Below are 17,673 nucleotides of genomic sequence, written 5' to 3' on the forward strand. Positions count from 1 at the left end.
CGCGCGCACTCCTTGCGACGAGCACATCGAACACCCCCTCTTCCCGGTCGTCCCTGTCGCCGGACTTTTCTTCCTTTCCCAGAGATCCGCGGGACAGTCCTGCGCGATCGGTCGATCAACACCCGAAACACACCAAGAAATGGAGTGAAACCCTATGAATACCAACCCAATTGCGAGCGGCCCCGAGCGAGCGATCATCGAGGACATGCTCGACCGCAACCGCGAAGCCCTCATCGACACCGCACGCGGCCTGTCCGAGGGCGACGCCCGCCGCCGACTCGTCGCATCGCTGACAACGCCGATCTCCTTGCTCAAACACGCCGCTGCCGCGGAACGGATCTGGTTCCAACGGTTCTGGGCCGGACTCGACGAATCCGAATGCGACGGCTACTCCCGCCGCGACGTCGGCACCTTCGCCGTCACCGACGACGAGTCGCTGGCCGATGTCATCGTCGAGTTCGAGCGTGCAAGCCAGCGATCACGAACCATCGCGTCCCGCTTCGACCTCGACGACACCAAGGAGAACCCCCGCGAGGGCATTGTCAGCATGCGCTGGACACTGCTGCTCATGATCCAGGAGTTCGCCAGGCACGCCGGTCACGGCGACATCCTCCGCGAACAGATCGACAAGCCGCTGATCTGACCTGTTCCGGCCGAGGTCGGCGACTCGATCGTCGCTGACCTCGGGCCCGGGGTCGGCTCACCTTTCTGTTGGCCAGGTTCCGGTCTCACTCTGCAGTCCTATTTCATGTCATACCAAGGAGTTACATGAAACGAGGATTCGGCCGTTAGCTTCGGTGTAGCGTACCGACGCACCTCGCGGCCTTCGATCGATCTCGACAGGTCGGCATCGAACCGGGCGGAGGTGGCCTCTCCGACTCAGCTCTCAGGAAGATCTATGACGACAACGACTTTGGCCTCAGAGTCCATTCCCCGGCCACCACGGCGCGGCGCCGACGGTGATTTCGCCCGGCTGTTGCGCCGGATCTCCGATGCGGGACTGATGGATCGGCGTCCCGTGTATTACGCCATCCGGCTGAGCCTGGTCGGGATCGCCTTCGTGGCGGGCTGGGTCGCGTTCGTCCTCGTCGGCGACTCGTGGTGGACGCTCCTGGTCGCGGCGTTCATGGCCGTGACCTTTGCTCAGGTCGCGTTGGTCATGCATGATGTCGCGCACCGCCAGGTCTTCCGGCTGCGTCGGCCGACGGAAATCGTCGGCCGCGTCGTCGGCAATGCGGGGATCGGCTTGGCGTACGGCTGGTGGCAGGACAAGCACACCAGGCATCACGCCAATCCGAACCACGAGGAACTCGATCCCGATGTGGCGCCGGACATTCTGGTCTGGTCGCAACGGCAGGCGCGGGCCAGCCGTGGTCTGGCGCGTCTCATCGGGCGGGCGCAGGCGTTCCTGTTCTTCCCCCTGCTGATGCTGGAGGGGTTGAACCTGCACCTGGCCGGCGTGCGTGCGCTCAGAAATCGGTCGATCAAGCAGCGGGGTCTGGAGGGCGCACTGCTCTTCGGTCATTTCGCCGGCTACCTGGCCGCGCTGTTCGTGGTGCTGCCCGCTGACAAGGGCATTGCGTTCCTCGCTGTCCACCAAGCGCTGTTCGGTGTCTACATGGGCTGCATCTTCGCCCCGAACCACAAGGGCATGCCCACCTTGACCGGCGATGACCGCCCCGACTACCTGCGCAAGCAAGTGCTGACCTCCCGCAACGTGCGGGGTGGCGCGCTGACCGACTTCGCCCTCGGCGGACTCAACTATCAGATCGAACACCATCTGTTCCCGAGCATGCCGACACCGAATCTGCGGCACGCCCAGGTGATCGTCCGCGACTACTGCGCTGAAATCGACGTGCCCTATCACGAGACCGGGCTCATCGCCTCGTACCGCGAGGCCCTGCGCCACCTGCACCACGTCGGCGTACCGCTTCGCACCACCGAGTGACACGCAAAGCGGTCGAGTGCTAGCCCGATCTGGTTGCGGGGCGGATGTTTTCGGGCAACGGATCCGCGAACTGCCAGCCCTCGGCGAGCAGTTCGTCGACCGCAGCGACGGCCGCCGTGAGTCGCGTCGTTCGGTCACCGCGCATGATGCGGAACCGTCTTCCGGTGTGCGCGAGCTCTTCTCGGAAACGGTCGGTCATCCACGGTCTGAGGTGTTCGCCGTCCCGGAGGCCGTCGTCGTCGAAGGGGACCCCGACATGGTCGGTCAACAGGTAGAGGTCCCGTCGGGTGCGGGTGGCGATCCGCTCGACCTCCGCGTTGCGCGCACCCAGATAGCGCTCGTGCCAGATGCCAGTGGCGAAAGAGTCGGTGTCGCAGATCAATACCGGTGCGCCACTGCGCGCGGCCTGCTGTTCGTTCGCGTCCTGGCGGCGCGCGATCACCGGGAACTCCCCGGAGCTGAAGGACATATCCGACCAGGTCGCCGTCGGGTCGGCGGCCTGCGCCGTCGCCAGCTTCTGCGCGGAGTACTGGCGCCCGTATTCGGCGACCCATTCGGTCGCTGCCCAGACGCCGCCGCGCTGCCGATAGTGCGCGGCCAGATCGATCGAAAGTGTGGTCGTCCCAGTGGATTCGGCGCCGAGGACAACGACCCGTCGGGTGAGGGCGCCCCGCACGGCCGGGCCGAGGAACTCCCAGCAGCCGACCGCGGGGCCGGTGTGCAGCGACCGCCGCCAGCGGAGCAGGCCCGTCACGCACAGCAGGAGGAACCCTGTGTACAGCAAGGCCGTCAGATACAGGTCCTTATAGATGTAGAGCGGGATATAGACCAGATCTGCGGCGATCCACAGCAACCACGACTCGAGCAGCTTGCGGCACTGGCCATAGGTGGCCATCAACGAGAGACCAGTGGTGAGGGCGTCCCAGAACGGCACGCTGGAATCGGTGACCTGGCTGAGCAACACGGTGAGGGCGACCACCCCCGCCGCCCCGGCCGCGACGAGTACGACCCATTCATTGGCAGTGGTCCGCCGCACCGGCAGGGCCGCAGTGGAATCCGGTCCCGCGCCGTGCAGCCAGCACCACCACCCGTACACGGCAAGCGTGATGAAGACGATCTGCAACCCGGCATCGGCATAGAGCCCGGCCTGAGTGAACAGCGCGATGAAGAAGATGTTGTTGGCGATCCCGATCGGCCAGTTGGCGATGTGCTGCCGCCCGACCAGCCACACGCACACCGCACCCGTCGCGAATCCGAGAATCTCGGTCCAGCTTGTCGCCCAACCCACGAGGCCCCTCCCGTAATAGTCGTATCGACCATACTGCGGCAGGGGCTGGCGCAAGCGGCGCCGCTGCCCGTTTTACGACAGCGGCGACAGCATCAGCCTGTCCAGCTCAGGACCGAGTTCGCTGACACTGAAATCGCCCTCGAAAAGCACGGCCACCTCGCCGACCGCCAGATTCGGTGACGTGCAGAGGGCGGTGTCGCCGCCGTTGCCGGTCAACCACAGCATCGAGGTCGAGGCGAGGACATCGTCACGGTCCCAGTCCGGGATGTCGGCGGGCCAGCCTGCCCACGCGGCGAAGGTCGACATGTACGAGGGTTGGGCGAGGCCGAACGATTCGCCGTCGAGCATGGTGAAGCCTGCGTGTACTTCGCTGAGGAACCGGCGCGCCGCCGAGGGCAGTGTCGCCCAGAACGGTGGTCGCGGCTCGACGGAAAGGCGCGGTTCCCATCCCACCCACACCACGATGTCACCGTCCGCGGCTTCGACGAAGTACAGCAGCGCCGCCCCTTCCTGATCCCAGTCGCAGACCCGCACATCGCGCAGCCTGGTGCGCAGTGCCTTCGCGAAACCGGGTATCAGGGCAAGGAAATCCGGGTTCCACAGCGATACCGCCAGTTGTGCCCGCTCGTTCGGGTCCGGCGATGCCGTGATGGCACGCCACGGTCCGGTGTCGACAACAGGAGAATCCGGCACGTGCAGGGGACCGCCGCCTTCGTCCAACAGCTCGAGCAGTTTCGGAATGCCCGAGACCATCGAATATCCGCCGACGTCGAGTTGATCCAGCAAGCGTGCGTCGCCGGCCGCGGCGGTGGCGACCCGATGGTAGAGGTCGGTGCGCACCTGGTTCTCCAGCTGCACCTGATCGGCGCGGTAATCGGGATGGACGCCGCGCAGCCATTCGGCGCTGCGACCCCGCTGCATCCAGTACACCGGCCGGGAAACCCACTGGAGATTCACGGGGGTGTGGGCCACGCGATACATCTGCTCCGAGGTGAGCTCGGTGAAGCCCGGAATCTGAACGATCTCAGCCAGGGAGATGATCCGGGCCGCCACCACCGCGGCCTCGAACTTCCCCTTGCCGATCACCGCGGGGACCGAAAACTCATCCTGCATGTCGACACGCTAATAGCGTCGGCGGCGGACGGGAATCGTCAACGGCGGGAACACCGAGCCGGATCCCGCCCGCCGAGTGGACGTGGCCGACGCCTCGGATATTTCTAGGCGTCGGCGACGACCCGACCGCCGAGCTTGATCCAGCCATCGGACTGCCACGCGGTGAACAATTGGGAGCCTTCCCCTTGAGTGATAGTCAGGTTGCGTTGCAGCAGCGCGGTGATCGCTACCGCCGCAGCACCTGTCGCTTCGTCCTCGGCGATGCCGAGCGTCGGCGCGAACATCCGCGAACGCAGCGCGCCGCCGTCTTTGTCGGTCCACGCCCACAGATAGTGCGGCCCGCCCGCGAAATCGCCGGGCTGCAAGCGCGCCAGCTCCTGCACGTCGGACAGTTCGTGGAAGGTGAAGTCCGGCGTCCACGCCGCGCGGGCGGTGATCCAGGTGAGGTCGCCCGCGTACTCGACCGCGACCGAACCGGCCGGGACCTCGAGCGCACGGATCGGTGCTTTATTGGTGGCGAACCACCATGCGGCGCCGACGCTGGGGTGCCCGGCGAACGGCAGTTCAACGGCGGGGGTGTAGATGCGCATGCGTGCGACACCGTCGACCGCGTCCTCGACGAACACGGTCTCGCTGTACCCGAGTTCGGTAGCGAGTGCCTGCTGTGCGGATTCCGCGACGTCGGCGGCTCGGGCGATACCCAGTTCGTTCCCGAATCGACCGGCAGCGTCGGTGAACACCCGCACCACGTCGACCTTCGTGTTGGCGGAGACAGTCATGGTCGTGCCTTTCGTGATCTTGCAATACTTGCGTGGGCAAACGCCCGCACCATGGCGATGCAGGCTTCAATCGTGCCAACGCGCACTGAAGGCGTTGGCGGGGTTGGTGATGAAAATCGCTGTGGCGACGTCAGATCCGAGTTCACGTTCGATACTGGATCGCAACGTTCTGAGCAGATAGACCATTCCTGGTCCGTCCGCGGTCGAGCGCGCCGAGGCGAGCACGGTGTCGCCGCCGAGCAGGATCCGGTCGGCGTGTCCGCTCTCGACGAGGGCCGCGATGCTGTCGAGCAGGCGCCAGTCGGTGCCGTGGTTGGCTCGCGACGGACCTTCGAAGCCGACGAATGCGCCCGCGGCGGCGATATGCCGGTGAATCGTGCTGTCCGGGAAGCGGTTCAGATGACCGAGGATGATGTGTTGCGGTGGCACGCCGTGGGTTCCCGCGAGCTCGTCGAGTACCGCCAAGGCTGCGGTGCCGCCCTCGAGGTGGACGCCGATGGGCGCTCCTGTCGCGTGATGAGCGTGGGCCGCGGCGCTCATCACCGTGCTGGCGTGCTCGTCGATGTGGTGAAAAGCGCTGGCCATCTTGATGAATCCCGCGCGCACCGGTGCCGCGGTGAGCTCGTGGACGAACAGCTCGGCGAGATCGTCTCGGACGCTGGCCAATTCGGTGGGATCGTAGTGCTTGGTCTGGTGCATCCCGGTGGCGGCGACCAGATGCACACCGGATCGCTCGGACAGCTCGGGTAGGTCCGCCAGCCGTGCCCCCAACCCCCACGGTGTCCACTGCACCATCGCCTGCCCGCCCAACGCAGCGAACGAATTCAGTTCCGCCAGAGCGGCATCCACGTCATCCAGTGCTTCGCCGGGGAACCGCGGTGATCGAAGGAACAGATGATCGTGCGCATTGCAGACGCCGAAGCGCGCCGGCTCGATATCACCGAGCACGGTGCGGATCATGTCGGTCACCGGGCGGTTTCCTCGGCTTCGGTGAGTGCGGCGGTGGCCACCCGCAAGCCTGCCAGTGTTCTCGGCACTCCGATATACGGCGCAAGATGCGCGAAGACCTCGAGGATCTCCTCGCGGGACAGTCCCACTCGCAGCGACGTTTTCACGTGTCCGTGCAATTGCGGATCCACTCCGCCGACGGTGGTGAGGGCGGCCAGGTTCAGCAACTGGCGATCCCGCAACGACAAATTCGTGCGCTGATAGGTCCCGCCGAACAGCGCGGTGACGATCCAGTCGGGAAATCCGGGCAGCCACTGCTCCAGGCCGGACAGTGCCGCGTGCTGGGTGGTCCGGTCCTGGAGCAGATCCAACGTCCGGTAGCCCTCCTCGCGGTCGAACCGGGCCGGGGTCAGCTGCTGGGAGAGCGGAGAAATGTTCGTCATGAGCGGGCTACCTCGAGCAGTTGTAACGGGCTAGGCGTTACGACGGTAGCAGATGTAACGCATGAAGCGTTACGCTTTGCTGGTGGCGGACAAATACGCGTTCCGGTTCGACTGCGGTTCCACCTGGCTGAATCTGCTGGCCACCAAGGGCCGCAGTTTCAGCGCAGACCCGGTGGAACGGCTCGACTCGCCTGCCCGGTTCACCGAGTGGCTCGAGCGCAGCGAGCTCCTTCCGGTTCGCCCACCTACTGCCGCCGAACTCGACCAGGCGATCCGGTTGCGGGAAACGTTGCGTGTCCTGGTGTTGGCGACCATCGACGGGACGGAACCGTCGGCCGACTCGGTTACCGATCTGAGCGTGTTCCTTGCCGAACACGACGACCCGGTGCACTTGATCGCCACCGACCGGGTGCGCCGCGAACCTCCGGCGACCGCGTCCGACGCGCTCGCCCGGATCGCCAGGCAGGCGGTCGATCATCTGACCGGCACCGACCGGGTCACGCTGAAGGTCTGCCCGGAACACGACTGTCGCGGCGTCTTCACCGACACCGCCGGTCGCCGCCGCTGGTGCCCCTCGCCGGCGTGCGCCAGCCGCGGGCGGGTCCGCGCGATGCGTGCCCGCCGCGCCACCGATCAGACCGCAGGCACCGAACGAGGAGAATCCGCACCGACCTAGCGGCCTCGGCCCGTGGACGGCGGTCTGGTCGTGCGTGGGAAGTGAACGCCGAGTGGGTGCGGTCGACGTGTGAAGATGGCTAGCCATGGCACGGAAAATATGGGTGGCTCTTGGGCTTTGCGGTTTCGTGGGGTGGGGTGAGTTCGTGCACTGGCGGGCCAGCCGGGCCGAGGTCGGTGCGCGACCAGGCGCTCGTTCCGAGGCGATCGTCGTGCTCGGATTCCGGAACGGCCGCGGTGCGCGGGCGAACGCGCTGAATCGGTGGCGGGTGCGAGCGGCATTGCGCTCCATCGACCGCGCCGTCGGCAATTCGATCCTGATCTGCTCCGGCGGCAGCGACGCAGGGGCGGTGTCCGAGGCAGCGTTGCTGGCGCGATACGCGGTGGCGGAACGCGGTTTTGCCGGCCCTGTTCAGCTCGAGGATCGTTCACGCAGCACCTGGCAGAACGTCGAAAACCTGATTCCGCTGATCGAACACGTCGACCAGATCAAATTCGTCTCGAACTCGCTGCACGCGCAGAAAGCGCGCCTCTACTTGCGACACCAACGCCCCGATCTGGCGGCCCGTGTCGTCCGCGCCGCCGATTACCGTCTCGGCGAGGCGTTTCCGCTCAAACCCCTTTTCGCGTTATATGGACTCCGAGACCTCACTCGCGCCGAACGCAGTCTCGCCGAGTAACAACGTCGGCACGCGTCCGCGTCGAATCCCCCCTCGAACGCCTGATAGCCAAGGCTGCGGCGACTACCGCCGCAGTCAGGGTTCGTATGAATGTCATTATCCGACAACGTAATTAACTGAGCATTCATCGATCGGCAGCTTCTGGGACCAATTCCATTGGGCAGCAACACCTGTTGGGCCGCCCAATAGTCCCATCATAGGATGTAGGGCATGTGCACCTGTCAGCTTCGACCGGACCGACGAGTATGGTCACACGTCCTGGGCTGTACCGATTATTGGGAGAGACACTGAACGAGGTCACCACAGACGGTCGCCGGTCGAAGGGCGAGCGTCGTCGGCGTGCACTGATCGAGGCGACCTTGCGGGTGATCGAGCGGGACGGCGCCTCCGGCGTCACCCATCGCGCCGTCGCCAGGGAAGCGGGTCTGCCCACCACCGCGGCCACCTACTACTTCGACGGTGTCGACGGCCTGCTGACCGCCGCCCTGACCACCTGCATGGATGACGACGCCGAGAAGATGCGACAGCTCACCGTCGCGGCGGACGACTCCGACAGCCTGCACGCGCTCGCTCGGCTGATGGCCGAAATCGTCGCGACCCCCGGGCGGCTGCTCGCCGAGTTCGAACTGTGCCTGCTCGCCTCGCGCAGGCCGGACCTGCGTGGACCGACGGACCGCTGGAAGGGTGCGCTCGCCGATTTCGCCCGCCGCTACACCGCGGACCCGGTACGGATCCAGCTCTTCACGAACGCCTATGACGGCCTGCTGCTGCACGCCTTGCTCGCCGACCAGCCGCCGACGGTCGACGAGTTCGAGGCGATGCTGCGCGAACTACTACCCGATGCACGATGAGCACCGGCCGCGCGATGGCGACACCGCCCCGATGACGATCCGCGTCCTGGTCGCCGACGCCCATGCGGCCGCGCGCGCCGGGTTCTGTCTGCTGATCGACTCCGCACCCGACATGCGGGTGGTCGGCGATGCCGCCGACGGCGACGCCGTCGTGGCACTGGCAAGTACGACGGAACCCGATGTGGTGCTGATGGATACCCATCTACCGGGTACCGACGGGCTGGAGGCAACCCGGCGCATCACCAGCCATCCGCTGCTTGCCGGGGTCCGGGTGCTGATCTTCACCATCTACGACGACGATGAACACCTTTTCCGGGCGCTGGCCGCAGGGGCAAGCGGTTTCCTCCCGGTCGACACTGACCCGGAGGATCTCCGCAGTGCGATTCGCGCGATCGCGGCAGGCGAAGCGTGGCTCAACCCTCGGCATACCCGGCGCGTCATCGACGAGTTCACCTCGGGGACCAAGACCAGCGTCCCCACCGCGTCGGTGATCAAGCACTCGGTGATGGCCGAACTCAGCAATCGGGAGCAGGAGGTCTTCGCCCTGGTCGGCCAGGGCCTCACCAATGCCGAGATCGCCGAACGGCTGCACCTCAGCCCGCTGACCGCCAAGACCTACGTCAGCCGCATCATGACCAAACTCGGTGCCAGGGACCGGATTCAATTGGTCGTCACCGCGCTCGGTTCCGGCGCGGCATGCCACGGTGTCCGCTGCGAGTGACCCGTTATCCGGGCAGCGCGGCGACCGGCGCCGACATTCGCTCGTACCGTTCGAGATCGTAGGCGGCGCTCTTGATGATTCGCGCGGCCTCTTCGATCCGGTCGAAGTGCGTGCGATGGGACACGATGCAGACGCGGATCACGAAGTTGCCGTCGAGAATGGTGCTGGACAGGAAGATTCGCTTGGAGGCGTTGATCCGTTGCAGCAGTCGCCGGTTGAATTCGTCGGCGTCGCCGTGCTGCGGGAGGTAGCGGAATGCCACCGTGGTGAGGTCTGGTTCCAGCGGAACCTCGAAACCCGGTGTGCCGGTGAGGTCGTCGTAGAGGTATCGGGTGAGCGCGAGCTTCTCGTCGAGGGCGTCCCGGAACGCGGCCATCCCGTGCAGCTTGATCGGCAGCCACAGCCGCAGGCCGCGGAAGTCACGCGACAGCTCCATGGAGTATTCCGAGAAGCTGGGAATCTGCTCTTCCAGGCCGGTGAGGTCCTGCAGGTAGTCGGCGGAAACATGGTGTGCCGCACGCAGTCTGGCGCCGTCGCGGACGATGAGGGCGCCGGTGCCGTACGGCACGAACAGTGCCTTGTGCGGGTCGAGGGTGATCGAGTCGGCGAGCTCGATGCCGTGGAACAGGGTCCGGCCGTGGTCGGTCATCCGGAACGGCCCGCCGTACGCCGCGTCGACGTGTAACCACAGATCGTTGGCCCTGGCGAAGTCGCCGATGCGGGCGATCGGATCGACCGAGCCGGTGTTGGTCGTGCCCGCCGACGCGGTAATCATGAAGGGCCGCAACCCTGCCGCACGGTCGGCGGCCACCATGGCGGCCAGCGCGTCCACGTCCATTCGCAACGCGTCGTCGGCGGGCACGAGGCGCACCCTGGCCTTCGGGAATCCGGCCAGATAGCCGGCTTTCACGCAGGACGCGTGTGCCTGCGCCGAGGTGTAGAGGACACCGGTGGAAAGTCCTCGTCCAGCTTGGCTTTTCGGGCGGTGACCACCGCGGAGAAGTTGGCCATCGAGCCGCCGGAGGTCAGCACGCCGCGCGCCTGCTCGGGGTAGTCGAACATGTCGCACAGCCAGCGGACCGTTGTCGCCTCGATCTGCGCGATCGCGGGCGCCATCCCGGCCAGGCCGACGTACCGATTGAGCCCTGCCGCAATGAGATCGGCGAGGGCGGAGGTGTACAGGCCGCCGCCGGGTATGTAGGCGAGGAAGCCGGGGCCGGAGCCGTTGATCGACTTCTTGGCGCTGATCGCCACGGTGTCGAGCAGGGTCTCGAACGACGTGCCGTGCTCCGGTGCGCTCTCCCGGAGACTGTCGGCCACCTCCATCGCCCCGTCCAGATCGGCGACGGGTGCATCCGGAAGATCTCTGATGAATTCCTCGACGAGCGCGAGCGCGGTCGCGCCCATCGCGCGCATTTCGAATGTGCTCGGCTCGAGTGGATGGTCTCGCATAAACCAACCGTAGCCAGCTGTCTCCGCTTTCGACAATTCCAAATGGAAACTGTATCCCCCGGGATACATGGCCGGTAGGGAGTATCACCGCCGGGAGTACTCGCGAATTGTCACCGCCGGTCGGATGTAGTGCCGAATGGCTGCTGGATACAGTTTCGGCCATCGCAGACGGAATGTAGGCGAACAAGAACGCTCGTACACCGCGAAATGAATACAAGGGAGCAATTGAATGTCCGGTTCGGTAGTCGGTGAATCGATGGACGCTGCTGCGTCCGATTACCTCGACGCTGCGGAAATCCTTTCTCGGGCCAAGCGCACCTCGGCGGCCCTGCGCGAGCACGCCGTCGAGATCGAGCAGAACAGGCAGCTTCCGCAGACGGTGGTGGAATTGCTGCGCGGCACCGGTGTTTTTCGTATGGCAATGCCGAAAACGTGGGGCGGTCCCGAGCTGACCTCTGTTCAGCAGACCGAAGTAATCGAGGCACTCGCCACGGGTGACGCTTCTGCTGCCTGGTGCGCGATGATCGGCGCCGACTCCGGAATCTATTCGGGTTACTTACAGGATTCCGTCGCTCGTGAGATGTTTCCCAGCTTGGATATGGTCGTCGCGGGTTTTGTCAATCCGATCGGCCGCGCCGAGCGCGTACCCGGTGGCTATCTGATCAGTGGTAGATGGCCTTTCGGCAGCGGTGTCACCCATTGCGATTGGCTCGCGGCAGGCTGTCTGGTGTATCGCGACGGCGAGCTGGAGCCCGACACCGACGGCGACCCGACGCAATGGCGGGTGATGATGGCCCGTCCCAGCGATTTCGAGATCCACGACACCTGGCACACCACCGGCCTGGCGGGCACCGGCAGCCGGGATTACTCGGTGTCGGAACTGTTTGTGCCCGAGGAGCATTCGTTCAGCTTCGCGATCCCGCACCGGGAAGGCCTTTTGCACAGGGCGCCCGATGCGATCGTCAGGAAGATGCCCGGCGTGCCGCTCGGCGTTGCCCGTGCCGCACTGGATTACGTCCGTTCGATGGCCGCGACTCGCGTCGACCGCACCACCGGCAAGCCGTGGGCGGAGAGCTATCGAGTGCAGATGACGATCGCCGAGGCCGAGATGGATCTCGCGGCGGCGCGCAGCGCTGTCTTCGCCAGCCTGGAACGGCAGTGGCACGGCTTGGCCGACGCGGAGCCGCAGACCGCGGACGAGCGGGTTTCGACTGCGCTCGCCCGCCACAAGGCATTCCAGACCGCACGGTCGATCGTGGTCCAGCTGTTCAACCTCGTCGGCGGATCCGCGATCTACCGGCCTTCGCCGTTGGACCGCTGGCTCCGTGATGTCAACACCATGTGCCAGCACGCCGACGCCGGCGTGCAGAGCCTGCAATCGGCCGGGGAATTGCTGCTCGGTGGCAATGTCCCGCAAAAGACCCTGCTCTGGTGAGAACGGCTGCTGACATGACACGTGGTTTGACCTATCCCGACCCCATCGCGCCGGCCGAGTTTCGTTCGCTGATGTCGACGTTTCCCACCGGTGTCTCCATCATCACCACCGGACGGCCAGGGGGTGCGGCGGCAGGCATGACGTGCTCCTCGGTCTGCAGCGTCTCGCTGGAACCGCCGACGCTGCTTATTTGTCTGCGCAAAGGCAGCCAGACCTTGGATGCGGTGCTGCGCGAATCCACTTTCGCGGTAAACCTTTTGCACGACGGCGCCCGGTCTGCCGCAGAAGTATTCGCCTCGAGCAGTACCGGCAGGTTCGATCAGGTCGAATGGTGCAACGATCCTTCCTTCGGCGGACCGCACCTGATGCAGGACACGCATTCGATCGCGGACTGCCGCATCAGCAGAACACTGTCGGTCGGCGATCATCAGGTCATTTTCGGTGAGATCTTCCGGGTGACCCAGGAATCGCCGGAGCAGGCCAGACCGCTCATGTACGGACTGCGGCGCTTCTCGTCGTGGCCCGCCGAAGCGGAAGGGCGGTAAGGACAGTGCCTTCCTCGACCCTCGCTGCCGATGTCCGCGCGCCAGTGCGTCGCAATCTCCAGTTGATCCTTGCCCTGCTCGCGTTCGCTCATTTCATCATCGGGATCGACTACAACATCATGTTCGTCGCGCTCCCGGACATCGCCAGCGGGGTCGGGTTCTCCGCGCAGACCCTGCAGTGGGTCGTGAGCGGCTATACGGTGGCGTTCGGCGGCTTCCTGCTCTTCGGCGGGCGGGCGGCCGACCTGTTCGGGCGGCGCCGCATGTTCGTCTTCGGGTTGTTCCTGTATGCGGCGTCGTCCTTGCTCGGCGGCCTCGCGACCACACCGACGATGCTCGTGGTTGCCCGGGCCGGACAGGGGATCGGCGGCGCATTCCTCACCCCCGCGACGTTGTCGCTGGTGACAACCACCTTCGCCGAAGGCCGAGAACGTAACCGCGCGTTGGCGATCTGGGCAGGGGCGGCGGGCACCGGGATGGTCCTCGGATCCCTGCTCGGCGGTGTGCTGACCGAGCTGTTCGGCTGGGCGGCGGTCTTCTACGTCAACGTGCCGCTGGCCTGCACCGGAATGCTGTTGGCCTACTTGCTCATTCCGGCCGACCAGGAGCAGATGGCCGGCCGCAAGATCGATCTGCCCGGCGCGCTGACCGCAACGGCCGGATCGACCCTGCTCGTGTTCGCGCTCGTCCAAGGTCCCGAGTCCGGGTGGGCCTCGCCGACCATCCTCGCCAGCGTGGCGGCGGCCGTCGTGCTGCTCGGGGCGTTCCTCACCATCGAGGCGCGCAGCCGTGAACCGCTGATGCCGCTGCGGTTGTTCCGCAACCGCAACCTCAGCGCGGGCACCGTGGTGACCTTCATGTTCATGGCCACGTTCGGGGTGCTTGCCTACTTCTTCAGCATCTACTTCCAGAATGTGCAGGGGTACAGCGCATTACGGAGCGGCCTCGCCTTCGTGGTGCCGTGCGCGGGCGTCCTCGTCGGCACCGTGCTCGGCGGGAAGCTGGCCACCCGTTTCGGGGTGCGGGCGACCTTGGTCGGCAGCCTTGCCCTCGGCGCGCTGGGGACCATCGGATTCGGCCTCGCCGTCGGCCCGGACGGCGGCTTCGCCGAGTTGGTCCCCGGGCTCGTCGTGCTCAGCCTGGCGCAGGGCATCGTCTTCACGACCATGTACGCCGCCGCGACAACCGGTGTCGCCGAACAGGATCAAGGCATCGCGTCCGGCATCGCCACCACCGGTGAACAGGTCGGCAGTGCGGTGGGTCTCGCCATCCTCGTCGCGATCGCCAACATCGGGACCGAAGGCCGCACGGGCGAGGCGCTGCGCGTCGCCACCAGTGACGGCCTGCGGACCGCGGTCTTCGCCGCCGCCGCCGGTATCGCGTGCATGGTCCTCGTCGCACTGCGGTTCAAGCGGAACCCAGTCACATCCTGAAACAAGGCCAACCACTAGGGGTTACACATGCCTGGGACTGATAAGCCCGAGCTCGAGCACGCCCTGAAACCACGGCATCTGACCATGATCGCCATGGGCGGCGCGATCGGCACCGGTCTGTTCGTCGGCAGCGCGACAACGATCAGCAGCGCGGGGCCGGGGGCACTGCTGTCCTATCTGATCGCCGGGGTGCTCGTCATGTTCGTCATGCGGATGCTCGGCGAGATGGTGGTGGCGATGCCGCTGGCCGGGTCCTTCGCCGCGTACGCGCGGCTCGCGCTCGGCAACTGGGCAGGGTTCACCATCGGCTGGCTCTATTGGTATGCCTTCGTCGTGATCGTGGCGATCGAGGCGATCGCGGGTGGCCAGATCGTGCACACCTGGCTGCCCGCGGTGCCCGCATGGACGTTCAGCCTGCTGCTGCTCACCACCATGACCGCGGTGAACCTGGTCTCGGTGAAATCGTTCGGCGACTTCGAATTCTGGCTCGCCCTGGTCAAAGTCGTCGCGATCCTCGCCTTCCTCGGGCTCGGCGCCGCGTATCTGGTCGGTCTCTGGCCGGGCGGCAAAGGTCCTGATCTGACCAACTTGGTGGCCTACGGCGGTTTCATCCCGAACGGTTTCGGCGCCGTCCTCGCGGCGACGGTGGTGGTGGTTTTCGCGTTCGGCGGCGCCGAGATCGTCACGATCGCCGCCGCCGAGAGCCCCGAACCGGCCAAGGCGGTGGCCAAGGCGACCCGCACCGTGATGTGGCGCATCATCGTATTCTTCCTCTGCTCGATCTTCTTGGTGGTGACGATCGTGCCGTGGCAGAAGGTCCATACCGGGGAGAGTCCCTACGTCACGGCGATGACGGAGATGGGAATTCCGTTCGCGGGCACCGCGATGACCGTGGTCATCTTGACCGCGCTGCTCTCGGTACTGAACTCGACGCTGTATGCCTCGTCGCGGGTGCTTTTCGCGCTCGGCGGGCACGGTGACGTGCCGCGGACGCTGATCAAGCTGAACTCCCGGCAGGTGCCTGCCCGCAGCATCCTGCTCGGGACGATCGTCGGCTACCTGTCGGTGCTCGCGCAGGCCTTCTGGCCGGAGCAGGTTTTCACGTTCCTGATCAACTCCACCGGCGCCGTACTGATCTTCATGTACCTGACCATCGCGGTCTCGCAGTTGCGCCTGCGGTCCAGGATGGATCCGGAGCGGCTGACCTTCCGGATGTGGGGCTACCCGTATCTGACCTACGTCACGATCATTGCCCTTGTCGTGGTGTTGATTTCGATGCTGTGCGGGGAGGCGACCCGGCCGCAGTTGCTGATGAGCTCGGTCAGTCTCGCGGTGGTGCTCGCGGCCTACCTGGTCCGTGCGCGGCGGCGTGGCAGACGCGCCGCTGGCGGGTTGATCGCCGAGCCGACGGTGATCCCCGGTTAGGACCGAAGCCCTTGGTTGCCGATTCTCTTCGGAGTCGGACAGCCAAGGGCTTCAGGCATTTTCGGCATCGGACTAGCCTGCGGGCACGCTGACGGGCTGCGGCGCGTCGGTCGCAGGCAGCCCCGTCTTCGAGCGCAGCAGCCGGTAGCTGAGCAGCGCGGTGAGCAGCGCGAGCGTGCCGACCACCAGGGCGACGCCGAAGCCTGCCCTGGTGCCGAAGGCGTCGACCACCTGACCGGATGCCGCGGCGCCGAGTGCGACGCCGACGCTGAGGCCTGCCAGCATCCAGGTCATTCCCTCGGTGAGTTTGGCTGCGGGAACGACCTTTTCGACGATGCCCATGATGACGATCATGGTCGGCGCGAAGAACACCCCAGCGAAGAACACCGCGATCGACAATGTCGCAATGCCGTTGACCGCCAGGAACGGGAGCGTGGTCACCGCGGTTCCGGTCACGCCGATCAACAGGAGCCGGGGGAGTGGCACTTTCAGCTCGAGCGCGCCGAACACCAGCCCGGACAGCCCGGATCCGATGGCGTAGACGGCGAAGACGATGCCCGCGGCGCCCTTCTGGCCTTGCTCCTCGGCGAAGGCCAGGCCCATCGTGTCCACGGTGCCTGCGATGGCGCCGCCGAACATGAGCGTGAGGGCAAGCAGCAGGACCGGCCACGACCGGATCACCGATCCGCCGCTGCTCTCGGTGCGCGGTTGCACCGGGGGCTCGGTGCGCTTCTGCGGGACGAACAGCAGCACGCCGAGCAGCAGGAAGCCGACCGCGATCAGCGGCCCGGCCTGGGGAAAGAGCATCGTACTCAGCATGACCGCGACCGCGGGCCCGACGATGTAGGTGAGTTCGTCCACCACGGACTCGAAGGAGTAGGCGGTGTTCAGCTGCGGTGAGCCCCGGTACAGCTCGGTCCAGCGTGCGCGCACCATCGCGCCCATGCTCGGCATGAATCCGGCGATCAGCGCGAAGACGAACAGCATCCAGGTGGGGGCGCCGTAGTAGGCGGACAACAGCAAGCCGCCGAGTGATGCCGCGCTGATCCCGGTGGCGGGCAACAACACTCGGCCCTGACCGAATCGGTCGACCACCCGGGAGATCTGCGGTCCGATCAGCGCCATCGACAGCGTGAAGGTGCCTGCGACGGCGCCGGCCAGCCCGTACTGCCCCGTCAACTCAGACAGCATCGTGAGGATGCCCATGTGCGTCATGGGCAGCGGCAGCCGCGCGAGCAGGCCCGCCGCGGTGAAGCTCTTGGTGCCGGGCGCAGCGAAGATCTCCCGATAGGGGTTAGGCATCGGCCGTCCCGATCTCGGGGGTGGTCGGCGGTAGGTGAGCCATATCAGCCTCCGGAGCTGTCAGAGAAAGTGGAACTTTTGTTCCATTTTCTACCACAGGGCTGTCTGCCGAGTCGACCTCAGTGGTTGCGCCGCGCTGCGGCCAGATTCCATGTCGTATCAAGAGATTCGGAGCGGCGAGACGCCTGTCGACAGCATCGGTGCAGGTCGGTACGGGCGCGTCGGGCCGGCGATCGGCGGATTGGGGTTGACGTAAACCTCGCGAAATGCTCATTACGGACCTCGACTGGCATTAACATGACTCGCGCACGCATCTGAGCGGCGGCCGAGTGCTTCGCCAACCACAGGTGATGTGGCCTCTACCAGTTCAATGCTTGATGGCACTTCGAGTCCTGGTGAAACTCGCAGTCTCCGGAAGTACGAACAGAGGAGGAATGGAAATGATCGGATCCGCCGTGGGCAACACGATCGCCATGTTTGTTGCCGCTGCGCTGGCCGTGGCCCTTCCGGGCGCAGGCTCCGTCATGGGTGCGATGCTGCTGCCGATGTCGGCCGTAATGAGCCCCTTGATGTTCCTGGGCAGCTGAGCACCTCATCGCTGCATTTCCCGCACACGATTTCACACGCTGAGTCGT

General features: G+C 65.8%; 19 protein-coding genes. 11 read left to right on the forward strand and 8 right to left on the reverse strand.

Features of this window, described 5'->3' with window-relative positions:
* The first annotated feature begins 154 nt into the window (after nt 1–154).
* Both NA11_RS38980 and NA11_RS38985 read left to right on the forward strand, forming a co-directional pair.
* Nucleotides 155–643: a DinB family protein gene (locus tag NA11_RS38980; RefSeq protein ID WP_069167120.1), complete on the forward strand. Its 489-nt coding sequence runs from the start codon at nt 155–157 to the stop codon at nt 641–643.
* Between the two features lie 255 nt (nt 644–898).
* Complete coding sequence (locus tag NA11_RS38985) at nt 899–1,948, forward strand: fatty acid desaturase family protein (RefSeq protein ID WP_069167121.1); 1,050 nt, start codon at nt 899–901, stop codon at nt 1,946–1,948.
* 19 nt (nt 1,949–1,967) lie between these two features.
* On the opposite strand, the gene pnuC is transcribed toward NA11_RS38985, so the two are convergent.
* From pnuC to NA11_RS39015, 5 genes are all read right to left on the reverse strand, one after another.
* Complete coding sequence (gene pnuC, locus NA11_RS46465) at nt 1,968–3,236, reverse strand: nicotinamide riboside transporter PnuC (protein WP_084655465.1); 1,269 nt, start codon at nt 3,234–3,236, stop codon at nt 1,968–1,970.
* A gap of 72 nt (nt 3,237–3,308) precedes the next feature.
* Nucleotides 3,309–4,349 carry a hypothetical protein gene (locus tag NA11_RS39000; protein ID WP_069167122.1) on the reverse strand — a complete coding sequence of 347 codons (1,041 nt, stop codon included), beginning with the start codon at nt 4,347–4,349 and terminating at the stop codon, nt 3,309–3,311.
* Between the two features lie 104 nt (nt 4,350–4,453).
* The gene (locus tag NA11_RS39005; RefSeq protein ID WP_069167123.1) at nt 4,454–5,128 is read right to left on the reverse strand and encodes a PhzF family phenazine biosynthesis protein; all 675 of its coding nucleotides are present in this window, start codon (nt 5,126–5,128) and stop codon (nt 4,454–4,456) included.
* Nucleotides 5,129–5,194: 66 nt separating this feature from the next.
* The gene (locus tag NA11_RS39010; RefSeq protein WP_069167136.1) at nt 5,195–6,088 is read right to left on the reverse strand and encodes a phosphotriesterase family protein; all 894 of its coding nucleotides are present in this window, start codon (nt 6,086–6,088) and stop codon (nt 5,195–5,197) included.
* Between the two features lie 5 nt (nt 6,089–6,093).
* Nucleotides 6,094–6,519 carry a carboxymuconolactone decarboxylase family protein gene (locus NA11_RS39015; protein ID WP_069167124.1) on the reverse strand — a complete coding sequence of 142 codons (426 nt, stop codon included), beginning with the start codon at nt 6,517–6,519 and terminating at the stop codon, nt 6,094–6,096.
* A gap of 61 nt (nt 6,520–6,580) precedes the next feature.
* Here NA11_RS39015 and NA11_RS39020 point away from each other — a divergent pair, with 61 nt between their 5' ends.
* The 4 genes from NA11_RS39020 (at nt 6,581) to NA11_RS39035 (ending at nt 9,446) form a co-directional block, all read left to right on the forward strand.
* On the forward strand, nt 6,581–7,195 hold the full coding sequence (locus NA11_RS39020) for a CGNR zinc finger domain-containing protein (RefSeq protein WP_069167125.1): 615 nt from the start codon (nt 6,581–6,583) through the stop codon (nt 7,193–7,195).
* A gap of 103 nt (nt 7,196–7,298) precedes the next feature.
* Complete coding sequence (locus tag NA11_RS39025) at nt 7,299–7,874, forward strand: YdcF family protein (RefSeq protein WP_245746529.1); 576 nt, start codon at nt 7,299–7,301, stop codon at nt 7,872–7,874.
* A 245-nt stretch (nt 7,875–8,119) separates the two neighbouring features.
* Nucleotides 8,120–8,725 (forward strand): TetR/AcrR family transcriptional regulator, encoded by a 606-nt coding sequence (locus NA11_RS39030; RefSeq protein ID WP_174567796.1) that lies wholly within the window; start codon nt 8,120–8,122, stop codon nt 8,723–8,725.
* 31 nt (nt 8,726–8,756) lie between these two features.
* A complete protein-coding gene (locus NA11_RS39035) occupies nt 8,757–9,446 on the forward strand; it encodes a response regulator transcription factor (protein ID WP_069167139.1) in 690 nt (229 codons plus the stop codon).
* A 4-nt stretch (nt 9,447–9,450) separates the two neighbouring features.
* Here NA11_RS39035 and NA11_RS39040 read toward each other — a convergent pair whose 3' ends face one another.
* Both NA11_RS39040 and NA11_RS47120 read right to left on the reverse strand, forming a co-directional pair.
* Nucleotides 9,451–10,356, reverse strand: coding sequence for a pyridoxal phosphate-dependent decarboxylase family protein (locus NA11_RS39040; protein ID WP_069167126.1), 906 nt, complete (start codon nt 10,354–10,356; stop codon nt 9,451–9,453).
* Complete coding sequence (locus NA11_RS47120) at nt 10,353–10,898, reverse strand: pyridoxal-dependent decarboxylase (protein WP_069167127.1); 546 nt, start codon at nt 10,896–10,898, stop codon at nt 10,353–10,355. Before NA11_RS47120 ends, NA11_RS39040 begins: the two co-directional genes overlap by 4 nt.
* 229 nt (nt 10,899–11,127) lie before the next feature.
* On the opposite strand from NA11_RS47120, the gene NA11_RS39050 reads away from it, so the two are divergent.
* Genes NA11_RS39050 through NA11_RS39065 form a run of 4 tightly spaced genes read left to right on the forward strand, consistent with a single transcriptional unit; the run spans nt 11,128 to nt 15,736 of the window.
* Nucleotides 11,128–12,333, forward strand: a complete 1,206-nt coding sequence (locus NA11_RS39050; RefSeq protein WP_218023467.1) for an acyl-CoA dehydrogenase family protein — start codon at nt 11,128–11,130, stop codon at nt 12,331–12,333.
* A 14-nt stretch (nt 12,334–12,347) separates the two neighbouring features.
* A complete protein-coding gene (locus tag NA11_RS39055) occupies nt 12,348–12,878 on the forward strand; it encodes a flavin reductase family protein (protein ID WP_069167129.1) in 531 nt (176 codons plus the stop codon).
* A gap of 5 nt (nt 12,879–12,883) precedes the next feature.
* Nucleotides 12,884–14,311, forward strand: coding sequence for an MFS transporter (locus NA11_RS39060; protein WP_084655468.1), 1,428 nt, complete (start codon nt 12,884–12,886; stop codon nt 14,309–14,311).
* A 27-nt stretch (nt 14,312–14,338) separates the two neighbouring features.
* Complete coding sequence (locus tag NA11_RS39065) at nt 14,339–15,736, forward strand: amino acid permease (RefSeq protein WP_084655469.1); 1,398 nt, start codon at nt 14,339–14,341, stop codon at nt 15,734–15,736.
* A 72-nt stretch (nt 15,737–15,808) separates the two neighbouring features.
* Here NA11_RS39065 and NA11_RS39070 read toward each other — a convergent pair whose 3' ends face one another.
* Nucleotides 15,809–17,038 (reverse strand): MFS transporter, encoded by a 1,230-nt coding sequence (locus tag NA11_RS39070; protein WP_069167132.1) that lies wholly within the window; start codon nt 17,036–17,038, stop codon nt 15,809–15,811.
* A 440-nt stretch (nt 17,039–17,478) separates the two neighbouring features.
* Here NA11_RS39070 and NA11_RS46030 point away from each other — a divergent pair, with 440 nt between their 5' ends.
* Nucleotides 17,479–17,625 (forward strand): hypothetical protein, encoded by a 147-nt coding sequence (locus tag NA11_RS46030; RefSeq protein ID WP_167837828.1) that lies wholly within the window; start codon nt 17,479–17,481, stop codon nt 17,623–17,625.
* Nucleotides 17,626–17,673 lie beyond the last annotated feature (48 nt).

The organism is Nocardia altamirensis NBRC 108246 (assembly GCF_001612685.1).
GTDB lineage: Bacteria > Actinomycetota > Actinomycetes > Mycobacteriales > Mycobacteriaceae > Nocardia > Nocardia altamirensis.